Raw genomic sequence first — 15154 nt, forward strand, 5'->3', positions numbered from 1 at the left:
GCTTGCCCATCGACCGGCTTTTCTTTAAATATAGAACATATCCGGATCCTGAACTTGCGGATCCGATTCATAATGAATTAAGTCGTCAAGGGTTGTGCCTTGTAGTACATCTCGGACCGCATCCCTAATTTTCACCCACAGTTCCCGCTTCGCCGGGTCATCATCTTCCATCACTTCTACCGGTTGAATCGGTCCTTCAAGGACACGGATCACATCCGCAGCAGTAATTTCACTCGGCATTTTAGAAAGTACATAGCCGCCATATGCACCGCGAATGCTGCTGACAAGGCCTGCATTACGCAGTGGAGCAATCAGCTGTTCCAAATAATGTTCCGAGAGATTATGTTCATTAGCAATCGCCTTCAGCGAAAGCGGCCCGCGCCCTTTATTTTTCGCAAGCGCCATCATAATAGTCAGACCATAGCGGCCTTTCGTTGAGATTTTCATAACGTTCACACCTTTTCATTAGCCCATAATCACAATCAACAAGGGACTTTACTATAATTTATATTCATTCATTTGTTCCCAAAATCATGATTCTAATTCATGCTTGGTCATACACCCGTAAACCGCTCTGATCGACTGTTTCAAGCAGCAACATGCAAAAACGGGTGCCAAACTATGGTAAACTATGTTCAGACCTTTAATCATTATAGACGAAATCACTTTGAGTTGCACGTGATGAAGGATCATTCATACAAAATATAGAAAAATGAGAGGATGATCGGGATGGATCTTTTCGATTTTCAAACCGATGACCAATCCAATTTAAATGGAAGACCTTTAGCCGACCGGATGCGTCCACAAACACTAGACGAGTTTGTCGGACAAGAACAGATTGTTGGAAAAGGAAGATTACTCCGCCGCGCCATTCAAGCCGACAAATTGACGCCGATGATTTTCTTTGGACCACCAGGAACAGGCAAAACAACCCTTGCCCATATCATCGCGAAATCTACTTCAGCCTACTATGAACAATTGAACGCGGTGACCTCAGGAGTCGGGGATTTGCGTAAGATTATCTTTGCGGCAGAAGAACGTCTTAAATTTGATCGACAGAAAACTATTTTGTTCATCGATGAAATTCATCGCTTCAATAAAGGGCAACAAGATGCGCTGCTCCCATCTGTAGAAAAAGGGACAATTATCTTGATTGGAGCAACAACCGAAAGTCCGATGTTCGAGATCAATGCTGCCTTACTTTCCCGATCCCGACTGTTTCGTTTTGTTCCATTATCTAATGAAGATATCCGCCAAATTCTTGAAAACGCACTTGCTGATAAAAAAAGAGGTTATGGTGACGTGAACATTATCGCTGATGCCAAAGCTCTCGACCATCTGGTCAACGTTGCGAACGGAGACAGCCGGACAGCACTTCACGCGTTGGAACTCGCCGTACTAACCACCAATCCGGATAAGGATGGGGTTATTCATATCGACCGCAGCGTCGCCGAGGAGTCGATTCAGGAAAAAGTGCTTCAATATGATAAAAAAGGAGACAACCATTACGACACCGTCTCTGCTTTTATTAAAAGCATGCGCGGCTCGGATCCTGATGCCACGCTCTACTGGTTGGCAAAAATGATCGCTGCCGGCGAAGATCCGAAATTTATCGCCAGGCGCATATTCATTCATGCTGCAGAAGATGTCGGACTTGCCGATCCGAACGCAATTCTCGTTGCCAACGCTGCCGTCACCGCCGTTACATTTATCGGCCTTCCGGAAGCGCGTATTCCACTTGCAGAGGCCGCACTTTACGTTGCCACCGCACCGAAAAGCAACGCTGCCGTTGTCGGTATCGATCAAGCACTCACCGCAGTAAAAAAAGAGACAAGCGGCGAAGTCCCAATCCACCTTCGCGACGCTCATTATAAAGGAGCAGCCCAGCTCGGTCATGGAAAAGATTATCTTTACCCTCACGACTTTGAAGGCGGGTACGTGCCGCAAGACTACTTGCCCGAGCATCTGCGCCACAAGACATTCTACCACCCTTCTACGCGCGGCTATGAGCGAACGGTACAGAAGCGGCTCGATTATTTTGCGCAGAGGGATCAAGATGAGAAAAAGAAAAAATAGCTTTCTTTTTACTTCCTTTTCATTGTTCCCGCATCTTCATATCTCAAAATCTGATGGCGCGTATAAAAATCTCGCAAGTTGTCAATCCTTTTTACAAATCAGCAAGAATGCAAGAAGGAGCGTATACCATGACAAAAGTGAGACAAGATGCCTGGTCGCATGAAGACGATCTTCTGCTCGCAGAAACCGTCCTGCGCCACATCAGAGAAGGAAGTACACAACTTGACGCCTTTGAAGAGGTAGGCGACCGTCTGAACCGGACCGGAGCGGCATGCGGTTTCCGCTGGAACGCAATCGTCCGTAGAAAATATGAGCAAGCGATTGAAATCGCGAAGAAACAGCGAAAGCAGAAGAAACGCGCCGAGCAGCGTGAACGAGTTGTACGGCCGACAGCCGCAGCATTTCCTGTAATGGAAACCGCGCATCTTACAGATCCTTCTGAACTCATCATTGAGGATCAGGAAGCTTTGCCGTTGCCGGCAATTGCCGAAGCCGCCCCTGCTGATCATGGCGGCCTTAACCTGACAGATGTGATTCGCTACCTGCAAACACTTCAGAATGGTAGCGCGACAAACGGTCGGCTTGAAAAAGAAAATAATCATCTCAAAGAAGAAAACAGCCGTCTTCAAAAGAAAGTCGAAGACCTTGAACGCGAAGTTGAATCTCTGACCAACCGCCAACAAACGGTTGAAGACGATTACCAAGCGCTGATCGGTATCATGGATCGTGCGCGCCGCATGGTCGCTTTCAAAGATCAGGAAGCAACCTCAGGTCCGACCTTCAAGATGGATCAGAACGGCAACTTGGAAAAAATCGCAAAATAAACTATTCGCAGGCTTTAGCCTGAATACATACAGCCCCGGGGTCGTTGCCTGGGGCTGTATTTTTGCCTTTCAAAATGCATCACCGCTTAAAATCTGAGAAACAACTCCTCCGTTCTTTCCACAATTTGCTAGACTCAATCCCTCACATCAAGCTACACCATTAAACTCAAAAATAGCCCTAATTCAACTCTTTGAAAAAGGGATTTTTTACTTCTCGGACTTTGTCGGAAATTAGACAAATATTTCTAAACATTTTCATTCCAAATTTTTTTGTACTGTACTAATATTGATATATTCTTCATTTTCATCCTCGTATTTCCTTCATATCACCTTTCTTAATCATATGAAAATCTATCTCTACGAAAGTAGGCGAACAATGTCCATTCTAATCGATACCTATGTAGCTTTGTTCGGAGTTGTTTTAGGATCTTTCTTCAATGTTGTAGGTTATCGCATTCTCAATAACAGATCCATACTTTTCCCTCGTTCACACTGTCCACACTGCATGCAAGTCATTCGATCCTATGATTTAATCCCTATTATTTCTTATCTTCTTCTTAAAGGAAAATGCCGAAAATGTCACCATAGAATTTCATTAATCTACCCAATTGTTGAAGCAAGTACAGGAATTTTGTTTCTCAGTACCTTTCTGCATGCCACAACTCTCGAAGATTTAATCGCACAATGGCTACTAATCGCTCTTATAATGATTACTTTGCTCACCGATTTAAACAAAATGATTATTCCAAATCAGTTAATCCTCTCATTCTTCATCATTTTTGTTCTTTTCAGAATGGTTTTCCCCCTAAATCCATGGTGGGATTCTATACTTGCAAGTACCTTAATTTGTATGTTGTTGACCATTTTTGCATTAATAAGTAAAGGTGGAATTGGAGGAGGGGATATCAAACTTCTTACCATTGTTGGTATCCTGCTTGGAACAAAGCAACTCATGATTGGCCTCTTTTTAGCATTTCTTTTCGGCGCATTGATATGTGGAACTGCACGTATTCTAAAGCTATTAAAGAAAAAGCAACCGATCCCTTTCGTCCCTTTCATTGCTATCGGATTGATTTCTGCTCTATTCTTTGGTGACCTTCTGTTTATCTATTATTGGAAGGCCATGCTAGGGTTCTCCGATTACTATCTGTCTAATTAAGGTTTGGTATCGTCACATCAAAAATTTCTAACCTCAACCTTTCTTAGGGGGTAACATATGAAGCATCTGTTGCTCCCACTATTTATCTTTAACAGTATATATTCCAAGGAAAGAGGCAAGTTCCCAGTAGCCCCCATCTAAATGCATACTTTTTTGACCTGCTTGCGAACTTCTCTTGTCCAACGAACTCTCGATTCATAAGGCTCTTCTTTACTTACACCAAATTCACTTATATAGTTGGAATTGTTATGCTCATCCGCCTATTTTGTTACGCTTTAAAATTCAATTTTCGTGCCTTCACGACTTTTTCTTGCGAAATAATTAATGCCTCTTTGCCAAATTTTTCATCTTTGATCTAGTTCCATTATCACATAATTAGGTATGAACTTTTCTTTTTTCAATATAGTTTATCTTTACACGCCGTTTAACGCCTATCTTAATAATTGTACTGGTTCATTGTATGTAGTTATCGGAGACATCTAAATCGATTAGCTATACCAGTACTCAGCAGCTTCAATTATTCCTAGTAGGTATTTTTAATCTATTTCTAGTAGCATCTATTCCCTTAATTAATTCAAGTATCAAATTGGAAACTCAAACATTAGCTAATTTCATCCAATTTTTAAGCTTTATAACAAACAAAAAAAGAAGCTGTCTCATCAGTCGATTTTTCGACTATGAGGCAGCCCTTTTTATCTTCCCAAAACATTGATTTATTAACTTTTTGAATTCTTATTTTATCGGCTGTTAAACTTTAACAGGCCTTTAACAAATAGTTATTTTCAATAATAAAACAAAAAAATCCCGAACGTGCCGTTGCGAAGCCGCAGCTTTGAAACCCGCACTTATAAGCAGGTGGGTGCCCTGTTCCACAGTTTGCGGGTCCCTTGCGCGGGCATGCGCTCCGAGTGAAAACTTCGGACTCCCTATCAAAACATGTTCGGTCAAAACATAACGACGTTCGACTAACACTTCAGGATCTTTTCTTAACTTATGTGTTTATTTTAGCATAACTGAAAGCGCTTATCAAGTATATCTCATCTGGATGTTACTGGGATCTTACTTCAGAATCGTTGCAACATCAAGATGCAGTTCGCTCAGCTGTGCCAGACTGACTTCGCTAGGCGCGTGAGTAAGCAGGTCGGATGCGCTCGCAGTCTTAGGGAAGGCGATCGTATCACGCAGGCTTGAACGTCCGGCAAGGAGCATGACAATGCGGTCGATTCCGAGCGCCATACCGCCATGTGGCGGAGTACCATACTCAAATGCCTCCATCAGGTAGCCGAATTGTTCCTCAGCACGTTCTTTGGTGAAACCAAGCACCTTGAACATTTTTGCCTGCATCTCATGGTTGCAAATTCGTTCGGAGCCGCTTCCAAGTTCAAATCCGTTCAGCACCATGTCATAGGATTGTGCGCGAACGCTGCCCGGATCGCTTTCGATATGTTCGAGGTCTTCCAGCACCGGCATTGTGAATGGATGGTGCTCTGCCACGTAACGATGCTCTTCTTCGCTGTACGAGAGCAGCGGGAAGTGTGTGACCCATAGGAAGTTGAATGCCGATTCGTCAATCAGGCCGAGCGTCTTGCCAAGATGGAGACGCAGTGCACCAAGGCTGTCGGCAACAATTTTCTTCTTGTCGGCGACAAAAAGCAGCAAGTCGCCAGGTTCCGCGTTCGTACGTTCAATAATGCGGGCTGTCAATGCTTCATCAAAGAATTTGGCAATCGGACCTTTCATGCCGCCTTCTTCAACCTTCAGCCAAGCAAGTCCTTTGGCTCCATATGGTGTAACAATTGCCTTCAGATCTTCGTCCACTTGCTTGCGTGAGAACTGCGCGGCAACGCCCTTAGCATTGATTGCTTTGACAAGTCCGCCTTTCTCCTGAACTTCCTTGAACACCTTCAATGTGCTGTCTGCTGCGATATCTGTCAGATTGATCAGGGTCATGCCGAAACGGGTATCCGGTTTATCACTGCCGTATAGATTAATCGCTTCCGCATATGAGAGTCGTTGGAACGGACGCTGAATATCAATGCCTTTGACTTCCTTCATCACACGTACGAGCATTTCCTCAATCATATTCTGGAAGGCTTCGACTTCAAAGAAGGACATTTCAATATCGACCTGAGTAAATTCCGGCTGCCTGTCAGCACGCAAATCTTCATCGCGGAAACAGCGGGCAATCTGGTAATATTTTTCAATACCCGAAGCCATCAACAGCTGCTTGAACAATTGAGGAGACTGAGGAAGCGCGTAAAATGCTCCTGGGTGGACCCGACTTGGCACGAGATAGTCTCGCGCACCTTCAGGTGAACTTTTAGTCAGAATTGGTGTTTCCATATCAAGAAAACCTTTTTCATCAAGAAAAGATCTCAAGGTATGTGTGATCTTATTGCGCATTTTGAATGTTTCAAGCATCTCAGGGCGCCTGAGATCCAAATAGCGATATTTCAAGCGAATATCTTCGGAAGCTTCGATACCGTCTTCAATTGGAAACGGAGGTGTTTTCGACTTGTTAAGCAGTGTGATCTCGCTGATCATCACTTCAATCATTCCTGTTTTAATCTTCTCATTGACGGCTTCAGGAGCACGATTAACGACTTCGCCTGTTACGGTGACGCAGTATTCACTGCGCAGTTTATCTGCCTTGTTCCATGCTTCTTGATTGACCTGAGGATTGAATACAATCTGGACGATGCCCGTACGGTCACGCAGGTCGATAAAGATAACTCCGCCCAAGTCCCGTCTCTTTTGTACCCAGCCGGCCAGCGTGACGGTTTTGCCGGCGGATGTTTCATTTAATTCACCGCAGTTCGCATTGCGATACATTTTTATTTCACCCCATCAATAGTAGTTAATTTTTCCTTGAGATAATCCGTCAGTGAAGCAAAGGCAACGTCTTCCTGAGTACCGTCCGCCATATTCTTGACAACTGCTTTCTGAGCTTCAAGTTCTTCGTCACCAATTACAACAACAAATTTGGCGTGATCTCGGTCAGCCTGTTTGAACTGTCCCTTCACTTTTCGCTCCATGTAATCTTTGTCCGCGTACAAGCCGGACTGGCGAAGCTGATTGAGGAGTACAGGTGCCTTGTTTTCAGCTTTTTCACCGATCGCGACAATAAAGCAGTCAAGCGACGGGGCAGCACTGAGCTGAACACCCTCAACTTCAAGTGCGAGCAGAAGCCTCTCAATACTGAGTGCAAAACCGATACCTGGTGTTTCCGGACCACCAAGCTCGCTGACCAGTCCATTGTAACGGCCGCCGCCCATAAGCGTCGTAATCGCGCCCTTGCTTGCGCCCATGATTTCGAAGGTTGTGTGATTATAATAATCAAGCCCGCGAACGAGGGTCGGATCAAGTTCATACGCGATGCCCATTTCATCCAAGATCGCCTTTACCTTAGCGAAATACTCACGGGATTCCTCATTCAGATAATCAATGATCGACGGTGCAGTCGCCATTAGCGGGTGATCGTGATCTTCCTTGCAATCCAGGATGCGAAGAGGATTTTTCTCCAGTCTGTTCTGGCAGTCCTCACAAAACTCGCCGATCGACGGCTTGAAGTGAGCGATCAGCGCATCACGATGTGCGGCGCGGCTTTCTGGATCACCTAAACTGTTTAATACAAGATTTAAGCTCTTCAAACCAAGCTTTTGGTAAAAAGTCATCGCCAAGGCGATCACTTCTGCATCAATGGACGGATCAGCCGATCCAAGTGCCTCAGCACCAAACTGTGTAAATTGACGCATTCTTCCCGCCTGTGGTCGCTCATAACGAAACATCGGTCCAATATAGTACAATTTCTGCGGTTGGCTAGGTAGACCGAACAGTTTGTGTTCGACATAAGCGCGGACAAATGATGCCGTGCCTTCCGGCCTCAGGGTAAGGTCTCGGCCGCCTCGGTCTTTAAAGTTATACATTTCCTTCTGTACAATATCAGTTGTGTCACCAACACCGCGCTGAAATAAATTGGTTGATTCAAAAATCGGTGTCCGCATTTCTTTGTAATTAAACAACGCGCAGACTTCTCTCGCTGTCTTTTCAATCTTTTGCCATGCAAATGCATCTACAGGCAAGACATCATAGGTTCCGCGGGGAATTTGAATTTGCACTTTCTGTTCCTCCTTCAGCTGTTTTCAGGACGATTCCAATCCACTGGAAGCTCGCGCAAAGACAGAAATCTTTGTGACTTTCCAACGTTCGAATCATCTGTCCATCCTTAATTTCTCTCTGTTCATGAATGATGAATGATTCCAGAAAAAAAAATAAAAGCCCTTGTCCATCGGCGAGCCGACAGACAAGGGACGAATTAACATTCGTGGTGCCACCCTCATTTAAAGCATCTTAACAGACGCTTACTCTGAAAACCGGTTAACGCCCGGTAAACGGTTTTTCCTAATGATAGCTGATTCAAAAATCATGCCTGTTCAGAAAAACGCCTCCGGAGTGTCTGTTTACAGAAATCAATGCCGACGCGCTTTCAGCCCAAGGCGCGTCTTCTCTTTCGGCTGATTATCCGAAAACCTCTCCATCACTGGCTTTGTTCGTTCTTCTATACTACGTATCTTCAAAGAAATTGTCAAGGTTTAGCGAAAAAATGTGAAACCAATTATTCCGTCATTTTTACAATTTGATTATCAGACTCTGTTCAAAAAGGAGGACAAAAAGGGCCGAGAAGGTCAAGGAAACGCAGTTTCGAGCACCGGAGCGTATGTGAAAAATACGTGAGGAGTGGAGAAACAAGTTGACGCTGAGATTCGACCGCAATTTTTCCCGGACTTTTTGAACATCCTCTATTAGTGATTTTTGCTTTCTACAATGATTGTAACCGGACCATCATTCACCAAAGAAACTGCCATATCTGCACCAAAGACACCTGTTTCAACATGGAGACCATGCGCTCTTAGCTTCTCATTGAACACTTGGTACAGCGGTTCTGCAATTTCAGGCCGTGCCGCTTCAATAAAACTGGGCCTTCTGCCCTTTGATGTGTCACCATACAAAGTGAATTGCGAAACGGATAGAATCGCACCGTCTGCATCAATGACCGAACGGTTCATCTTTCCGCCATTATCTTCAAAAATGCGCAATCCTGAAATTTTTTCTGCAGCATATTGAATGTCGTCTTCTGTATCCCCTGCCTTAATACCGACGAGCAAAAGCAATCCTTGCTCTATTCGGCCGACGGTTTTCCCCTCAATATCTACCTGTGCATGCTTCACGCGTTGCAAAACAACTCTCATTCGTGTTCATCCTTTTCTATTGCATCACACGGCGCACCGAGTAAATATCCGGGATCCGCTTGATTTTCTCTACCACGCGATAGAGGTGATCGATGTTGGTGATGGCGATCGTCATGTGAATCGTGGCCACTTTATTTTTATCTGCCCGTCCGGATATACCGTTAATCGCAGTGTGGGAATCGGAAACACACTGGAGTACTTCGTTCAAGAGGCCATTGCGATCATAGGCAGTGACTTCAATATCGACATTATACTCTTTTGATTTTGATTCGCTGTTCTCCCATTCAACCTTCATGAGGCGCTGCTCTTCTTCATTCTTAATATTAGGGCAGTCCACCCGATGAATTGTTACGCCTCTGCCTCGAGTAATATAACCAACAATGGCGTCACCAGGAACAGGGTTGCAGCAGCGCGCAAGCCGAACAAGCAAATTGTCGACCCCTTTGACTCTGACACCAAGCGATGTCTTACGATGCTGAGTCGGAGCTGGCTTTGTCTCTGACAGCTGCTTCATTCGTTCCTCGGATTCAGTGGTTTCCGGAGTCTTTCGGTCGTCCTCAGTCAGTCTCGTGACAACTTGTTTTGCGGTAATGCCGCTGTATCCGATTGCTGCGAACAGTTCATTTTCATGAGAAAAGTTAAATTTCTTCGCAACATTGTTAATTTTTTCCTCAGTCAAATTGTCCTTAAGGCTCAAGTTCTGACTGCGCAATTCTTTCTCAAGCATTTCTCGGCCTTTTGCCACGTTTTCCTGACGCTGCTGGCGCTTAAACCATTGCCTGATTTTGTTTTTGAAAGCAGAGCTTTGCGCAATCTTCAACCAGTCGCGGCTTGGTCCGTAGGAATGCTTGGATGTCATCACATCGACAATATCACCGGTTTTCAACTTATAATCAAGCGGCACCATTTTCCCGTTGACCTTGGCACCCACTGTCTTATGACCAATTTCCGTATGAATCCGGTAAGCGAAGTCAATCGGCACTGAACCAACCGGTAACTCGATTACATCACCTTTCGGCGTAAACACAAATACCGTGTCGGAAAACAGGTCCATCTTCAACGATTCCATGAATTCCTTGGCATCATCCGTTTCATTCTGATATTCCAGAATTTCTCGGAACCAGGTGAGCTTGTCCTCAAACTTGTTGTTAATGTTCTTGACCTTGCCCTCTTTATAAGCCCAGTGCGCAGCGATACCGTATTCAGCAACATCATGCATTTCCTCAGTACGAATTTGCACCTCAAGCGGGTCACCCTTAGGACCGATCACGGTTGTGTGAAGAGATTGATACATATTGGCCTTAGGCATCGCGATATAATCCTTAAAACGTCCCGGCATCGGCTTCCAGTGCGTATGAATAATACCAAGAATGGCATAGCAATCTTTAATACTCTTTACGATGATCCGGACAGCGAACAGATCATAGATTTCATTAAATTGTTTATGTTGATTGACCATTTTGCGATAGATACTATAAATATGTTTCGGCCGGCCAGATACTTCAGCCTCAATATGTACGGACTTAACATATTCTCTCAGGTCTTCGACGACCTGTGCAATATACGCTTCACGCTCATCTCTTTTTTGCTTCATGAGGTTGACAATCTTGTAATATTGCTGCGGTTTCAGATAACGGAGTGAAATATCTTCAAGCTCCCATTTAATCGCAGAAATACCCAAACGATTCGCCAGAGGAGCGAAGATCTCCAAGGTCTCATTAGCCTTTTGAACCTGCTTCTCTTGGCTCATAAACTTCAATGTTCGCATATTGTGCAGACGGTCTGCCAATTTGACAATGACGCATCTCAGATCGCGCGCCATCGCAACGAACATTTTGCGATGATTTTCCGCTTGCTGATCTTCTTTCGACGTATATTCAAAATGTCTTAGTTTAGTCACACCATCAACCAATTCGGTGACATTGTCTCCGAATTTTGCCCGGATATCTTCGAGTGTGATTGGGGTATCCTCCACAACGTCGTGTAGGAATCCACTGACAATCGTAATCACATCCATTTTCAATTGAACCAGAATACCGGCTACTTCGATCGGATGCATTATATAAGGTTCGCCTGATTTGCGGAATTGTCCCTTATGAGCATTGTCCGCAAATTCGTATGCTTCGCGAAGCAAGGCGATATCTTTTTCATCTAAATAGGTAGATGCTTGTTGAATAAGTTCTTCCATCGTCATCATATCATCACCTGTATGCGCAGCCTCTTTCCGGGCTTTTGCGATCAGAATCTTTTAAACAATAAAATTGAGTAATTTCAGATAAATAATTATAAAGTCGGGTACCGATTCTTCGATTACTTTTGACCCAAGCAATCGGAACCTATAATGAATATTATCAGAGAAAGTGCAGTTATTGTAAAGTGTTTACCGTTCAGTTTACCCATTCCGTGTGTCCATAAAACCTGCAATGCGTCTTGTTCATTAGAGAAAAAGAGAGTGCCCTGCTTTCAGGCACTCCGACGAAACCACTTAATACTTGATCAGTGACAGCACATCGTAATCTTTAAGTATTTCGCTTCCTTTAAGACCTGTCAATTCAATAAGGAATACGACGCCAGCAACAACACCGCCCAACTGTTTTACCAGATTAATGGTCGCTTCAATGGTGCCGCCTGTCGCGAGTAAATCATCGGTTATAATGACACGCTGTCCCGGCTTAATTGAATCTTTATGGATACATAGGGTATCAATTCCGTATTCTTTTTCGTAGGAAACCGTTTCTACTTCACGAGGAAGTTTTCCAGGTTTACGTACGGGAACAAAACCGATACCAAGGGAATACGCGATCGGTCCTCCGATCACAAATCCGCGTGCTTCCGGTCCGACAACAACTTCCGCATTTTTACTCTTTGCGAATGCGGCTAATTCATTAATGGCAGACTGATAGACAGGTCCCTCCTCCAGTAAAGAGGTAATGTCTCTGAAATTAATGCCTGTTGTTGGGAAATCCATGACTGACATAATATATTTTTTATAATCCATGATTCGTTTTCGCTCCGTTTCACTAATTGATTCCAATCTTTATCTATGACTCACTATAAATCATCTATTTTCTTTTATTCATCACTTGATACGGGCTCTTTCTCCAAATACTTGAGCATCCATGCTTTAATTTCAGCAATTGGCGAGTAACAGAAACGAGCTTCCAGCTCACGCTGATCTTTTTCCCTCTGATAGGTCTCAGATGCCGTCAGGGGTGCTTTAACCGGTGACGGGATTTCTGTCAAAACGCCCTTCTCTATTTTAACAAAACCAAGTTCAAAAAACACCTGTGTCATCAATGAAATTGAGTGTTCAGACCAGCCTTTATAACCCGCAATCTGTCTTATCATCGCATTCAAGTCAAATGAATGTCTTTGGCGGATCAGCGCATAATACCATACAAAATGTTCACGTGCAGGAAAAGCAGAAAAATAATGATCATTTGCGTGGTAAAAAACACAGTAAAACTGGTTCACATGGGCATTTTCTTCAATCAATCGCGCGAGCTGGCTTTCTTCATCAGGAAGATCAAGAAGAACTAGCGCATGGTCGTGTATGACCACCCCCGGCTCATAATTGGTGATTGCGCCGCCAAACTGAAAATGTTCAATGGTTTCCTGATGAAAAGCAAGAAGCGTCACCGAATTTTCAGCAACTTGATCTATTTTTTCACGAATTGCTTTTAATGATCGCCAGTCATACACTTGAATATCTTCCACGCGCAGATCTCTGATCAGCAATTGCGGTTTTCTGAATCCATTCCATTCATTTATGGTAAGTTCGCCAACGGCCGCTACATGATCAATCGGCGAAATCAGATTTAGCCATTCTCCAAAGCCGAATCCGATTGCGTCCAGCTCCTTGTCCTGACCTTTAAACGTCAGTTTTAAATGGCTGCTGTCACGGCCAACAGCGCCGAACTTCGACAATGGCGCTTTTTCGATTTGAAAAATTGGACGCGGATTATCCGTGCCGAACGGCGCTAAACGAGACAATTCGTCAATCAGTTCAACCGAAATCTCATCAACGGATGACACACCGTCACAAACCATACGCGGTATAAGATCTTGAGCATTAAGCGATCGATCCGCGACAGCATTAAAAGCGTCTCTGAATGCATCAATATTTGAGCTTGCCAGCGTCAATCCGGCTGCCATTTTATGACCGCCAAACTGAATGAGATGATCTGAACTGTCCTGGAGTCCTTGATAAAGATCAAACCCATCAATGCTGCGTCCTGATCCCTTCGCCACTCCTGTCTCCTCATCCACGCTCAGAATAATCACCGGCCGATAATATTTGCCGACAATTTTCGAAGCCGCAATACCGATCACGCCTTGATGCCAATTTTTTCCGGTAAGAACAAGCGCTTTATCTCCTCGACGGACATAACCGGCTGCTTGCTCATCAGCCTCTTTGGCGATTCGGTCCACGATCGACCTGCGTTCCTGATTAAGCGATTCGAGCTGTTCGGCAGCCATTGCTGATTCATCCGGATCGTCTGAGAGAAGCAAGTCTAGTGCAATCTGTGCATCATCCATACGACCTGCGGCGTTGAGCCTGGGAGCCATCTGAAAACCGATCACATCACTGTCAACTGGACCGGTGCCTGATGCTTTCGCTTTTAGTGCGTTAATGCCGGCCAAGGATCCCTCATTGATTTTTATTAAACCTCTCGTGGCGATTAAGCGATTCTCATCGACCAACGGTACGAGGTCAGCAATGGTGCCAACTGCAGCTAAAGCCACCCAGTTTTCATCAAAGTTCTCTGGGGAGCATATTTTCTGAGCGAGTTTCAGTGCAACACCTGCTCCTGACAGACCTTTAAAAGGGTAGGAGCAATCCATTTGCTTGGGATTCAGAATAGCATACGCTTCTGGCAATAATTCTGGTGGTTCATGGTGGTCTGTAACAATGTAATCAATTCCAAGCAAACCTGCTCGTTCAGCAGGTTCGCGGGCAGCAATGCCGGAATCCACTGTTATGATTAACCGGACACCATCTTTTTTTGCCTGCTCAACGGCTTCTACGTTCGGTCCATAGCCATTCTTAAACCGATTCGGAATATAGCTGGACACTTGGGCACCGATAGCCCGCAATGCGCGGACAAGAATTGCGGTGGATGTGACGCCGTCCGCATCATAGTCACCGAAGACACGAATAGGCTCATTATTGCTCACCGCTTCTCGAATTCTAGCAGACGCTTCGTTCATGCCCTTCATTTTCGTAGAATCATAGAATTCAGTCTCACTGCAATGCAAAAAGCGTTCGGCAGGCACAGCATCCTCAATGCCGCGTGCAACAAGCAGCCGCGCAGTGATCACAGAAATATGCAGCGACTCTGAGAGCCGCTGCACCTTTTCTTCATCAACTTTTTTTACAATCCAATGATTTTTCGATTCCAGCATCCGCCTTTGCGCCTCCTTCAACGACCGGATTCTCGCTTAGGCCGGATTTTATTTTCTCGACCGCCGTTCAGCGGTCCGTGTTTCACGGATCTCCGCACCTTCATCGATACCTTCCACCTTTAACTTGTCCGAATCTTCCGGATGAAGTTCAATCATTCTGCGGAGTTCACGTTCCAGTTGCTTGATCCTGCGCCGCTGCCTATAAATAGCGGAATATGTGAACGAGCCGATCAGTAGAGCGCCGATCAGAACAGATCCGATAATTACAAGAATAAGCGGCAGCCTGACAACGCCAAACAGAAAGCTGAAGCCTACAGTTTCCACATTAGCAATTGAAAAGAGAACAATGATTAATGTGAAAATAAGTACGAGAAGTATTCTCCACTGTTTTTTCATTTGACGGCCCCCATCTTTAAATATTCTTAAAAAGTCTGTTCAAA

At 44.6% G+C, this 15154-nt stretch carries 11 protein-coding genes and 1 other RNA gene; 3 read left to right on the forward strand and 9 right to left on the reverse strand.

Translation table 11 applies throughout. The features are described from left to right. Positions 1 to 24: 24 nt before the first annotated feature. Complete coding sequence (cymR, locus tag P343_RS20435) at positions 25 to 447, reverse strand: cysteine metabolism transcriptional regulator CymR (RefSeq protein WP_023508550.1); 423 nt, start codon at positions 445 to 447, stop codon at positions 25 to 27. 282 nt (positions 448 to 729) lie between these two features. On the opposite strand from cymR, the gene P343_RS20440 reads away from it, so the two are divergent. From P343_RS20440 to P343_RS20450, 3 genes are all read left to right on the forward strand, one after another. Then, a complete protein-coding gene (locus tag P343_RS20440; RefSeq protein WP_023508551.1) occupies positions 730 to 2076 on the forward strand; it encodes a replication-associated recombination protein A in 1347 nt (448 codons plus the stop codon). 128 nt (positions 2077 to 2204) lie between these two features. Continuing rightward, positions 2205 to 2900: an RsfA family transcriptional regulator gene (locus P343_RS20445; RefSeq protein ID WP_023508552.1), complete on the forward strand. Its 696-nt coding sequence runs from the start codon at positions 2205 to 2207 to the stop codon at positions 2898 to 2900. Between the two features lie 376 nt (positions 2901 to 3276). Further along, on the forward strand, positions 3277 to 4059 hold the full coding sequence (locus tag P343_RS20450; RefSeq protein WP_023508553.1) for a prepilin peptidase: 783 nt from the start codon (positions 3277 to 3279) through the stop codon (positions 4057 to 4059). A 797-nt stretch (positions 4060 to 4856) separates the two neighbouring features. Here P343_RS20450 and ssrS read toward each other — a convergent pair. From ssrS to P343_RS20485, 8 genes are all read right to left on the reverse strand, one after another. After that, positions 4857 to 5042: non-coding RNA, 6S RNA (gene ssrS / locus P343_RS36570), on the reverse strand. 76 nt (positions 5043 to 5118) lie between these two features. Beyond that, on the reverse strand, positions 5119 to 6891 hold the full coding sequence (gene aspS, locus P343_RS20455) for an aspartate--tRNA ligase (protein ID WP_023508554.1): 1773 nt from the start codon (positions 6889 to 6891) through the stop codon (positions 5119 to 5121). A 2-nt stretch (positions 6892 to 6893) separates the two neighbouring features. Continuing rightward, positions 6894 to 8177, reverse strand: coding sequence for a histidine--tRNA ligase (hisS, locus tag P343_RS20460; RefSeq protein WP_023508555.1), 1284 nt, complete (start codon positions 8175 to 8177; stop codon positions 6894 to 6896). Between the two features lie 684 nt (positions 8178 to 8861). Beyond that, on the reverse strand, positions 8862 to 9308 hold the full coding sequence (gene dtd, locus P343_RS20465; protein WP_023508556.1) for a D-aminoacyl-tRNA deacylase: 447 nt from the start codon (positions 9306 to 9308) through the stop codon (positions 8862 to 8864). Positions 9309 to 9324: 16 nt separating this feature from the next. Further along, complete coding sequence (locus tag P343_RS20470) at positions 9325 to 11502, reverse strand: RelA/SpoT family protein (protein ID WP_023508557.1); 2178 nt, start codon at positions 11500 to 11502, stop codon at positions 9325 to 9327. A gap of 291 nt (positions 11503 to 11793) precedes the next feature. Beyond that, positions 11794 to 12306, reverse strand: a complete 513-nt coding sequence (locus P343_RS20475; protein ID WP_023508558.1) for an adenine phosphoribosyltransferase — start codon at positions 12304 to 12306, stop codon at positions 11794 to 11796. 74 nt (positions 12307 to 12380) lie between these two features. After that, positions 12381 to 14714, reverse strand: a complete 2334-nt coding sequence (gene recJ / locus P343_RS20480) for a single-stranded-DNA-specific exonuclease RecJ (RefSeq protein ID WP_023508559.1) — start codon at positions 14712 to 14714, stop codon at positions 12381 to 12383. A gap of 48 nt (positions 14715 to 14762) precedes the next feature. Further along, on the reverse strand, positions 14763 to 15110 hold the full coding sequence (locus tag P343_RS20485; protein ID WP_023508560.1) for a LapA family protein: 348 nt from the start codon (positions 15108 to 15110) through the stop codon (positions 14763 to 14765). Positions 15111 to 15154 lie beyond the last annotated feature (44 nt).

The organism is Sporolactobacillus laevolacticus DSM 442, assembly GCF_000497245.1.
Lineage (GTDB): Bacteria > Bacillota > Bacilli > Bacillales > Sporolactobacillaceae > Sporolactobacillus > Sporolactobacillus laevolacticus.

Coding starts and splice junctions, on each gene's coding strand:
- P343_RS20445 (WP_023508552.1), top strand. CDS start 2,205: ATGACAAAAGTGAGACAAGATGCCTGGTCGCATGAAGACGATCTTCTG.
- P343_RS20470 (WP_023508557.1), bottom strand. CDS start 11,502: ATGACGATGGAAGAACTTATTCAACAAGCATCTACCTATTTAGATGAA.
- P343_RS20440 (WP_023508551.1), top strand. CDS start 730: ATGGATCTTTTCGATTTTCAAACCGATGACCAATCCAATTTAAATGGA.
- cymR (WP_023508550.1), bottom strand. CDS start 447: ATGAAAATCTCAACGAAAGGCCGCTATGGTCTGACTATTATGATGGCG.
- recJ (WP_023508559.1), bottom strand. CDS start 14,714: ATGCTGGAATCGAAAAATCATTGGATTGTAAAAAAAGTTGATGAAGAA.
- dtd (WP_023508556.1), bottom strand. CDS start 9,308: ATGAGAGTTGTTTTGCAACGCGTGAAGCATGCACAGGTAGATATTGAG.
- P343_RS20475 (WP_023508558.1), bottom strand. CDS start 12,306: ATGGATTATAAAAAATATATTATGTCAGTCATGGATTTCCCAACAACA.
- P343_RS20485 (WP_023508560.1), bottom strand. CDS start 15,110: ATGAAAAAACAGTGGAGAATACTTCTCGTACTTATTTTCACATTAATC.
- aspS (WP_023508554.1), bottom strand. CDS start 6,891: ATGTATCGCAATGCGAACTGCGGTGAATTAAATGAAACATCCGCCGGC.
- P343_RS20450 (WP_023508553.1), top strand. CDS start 3,277: ATGTCCATTCTAATCGATACCTATGTAGCTTTGTTCGGAGTTGTTTTA.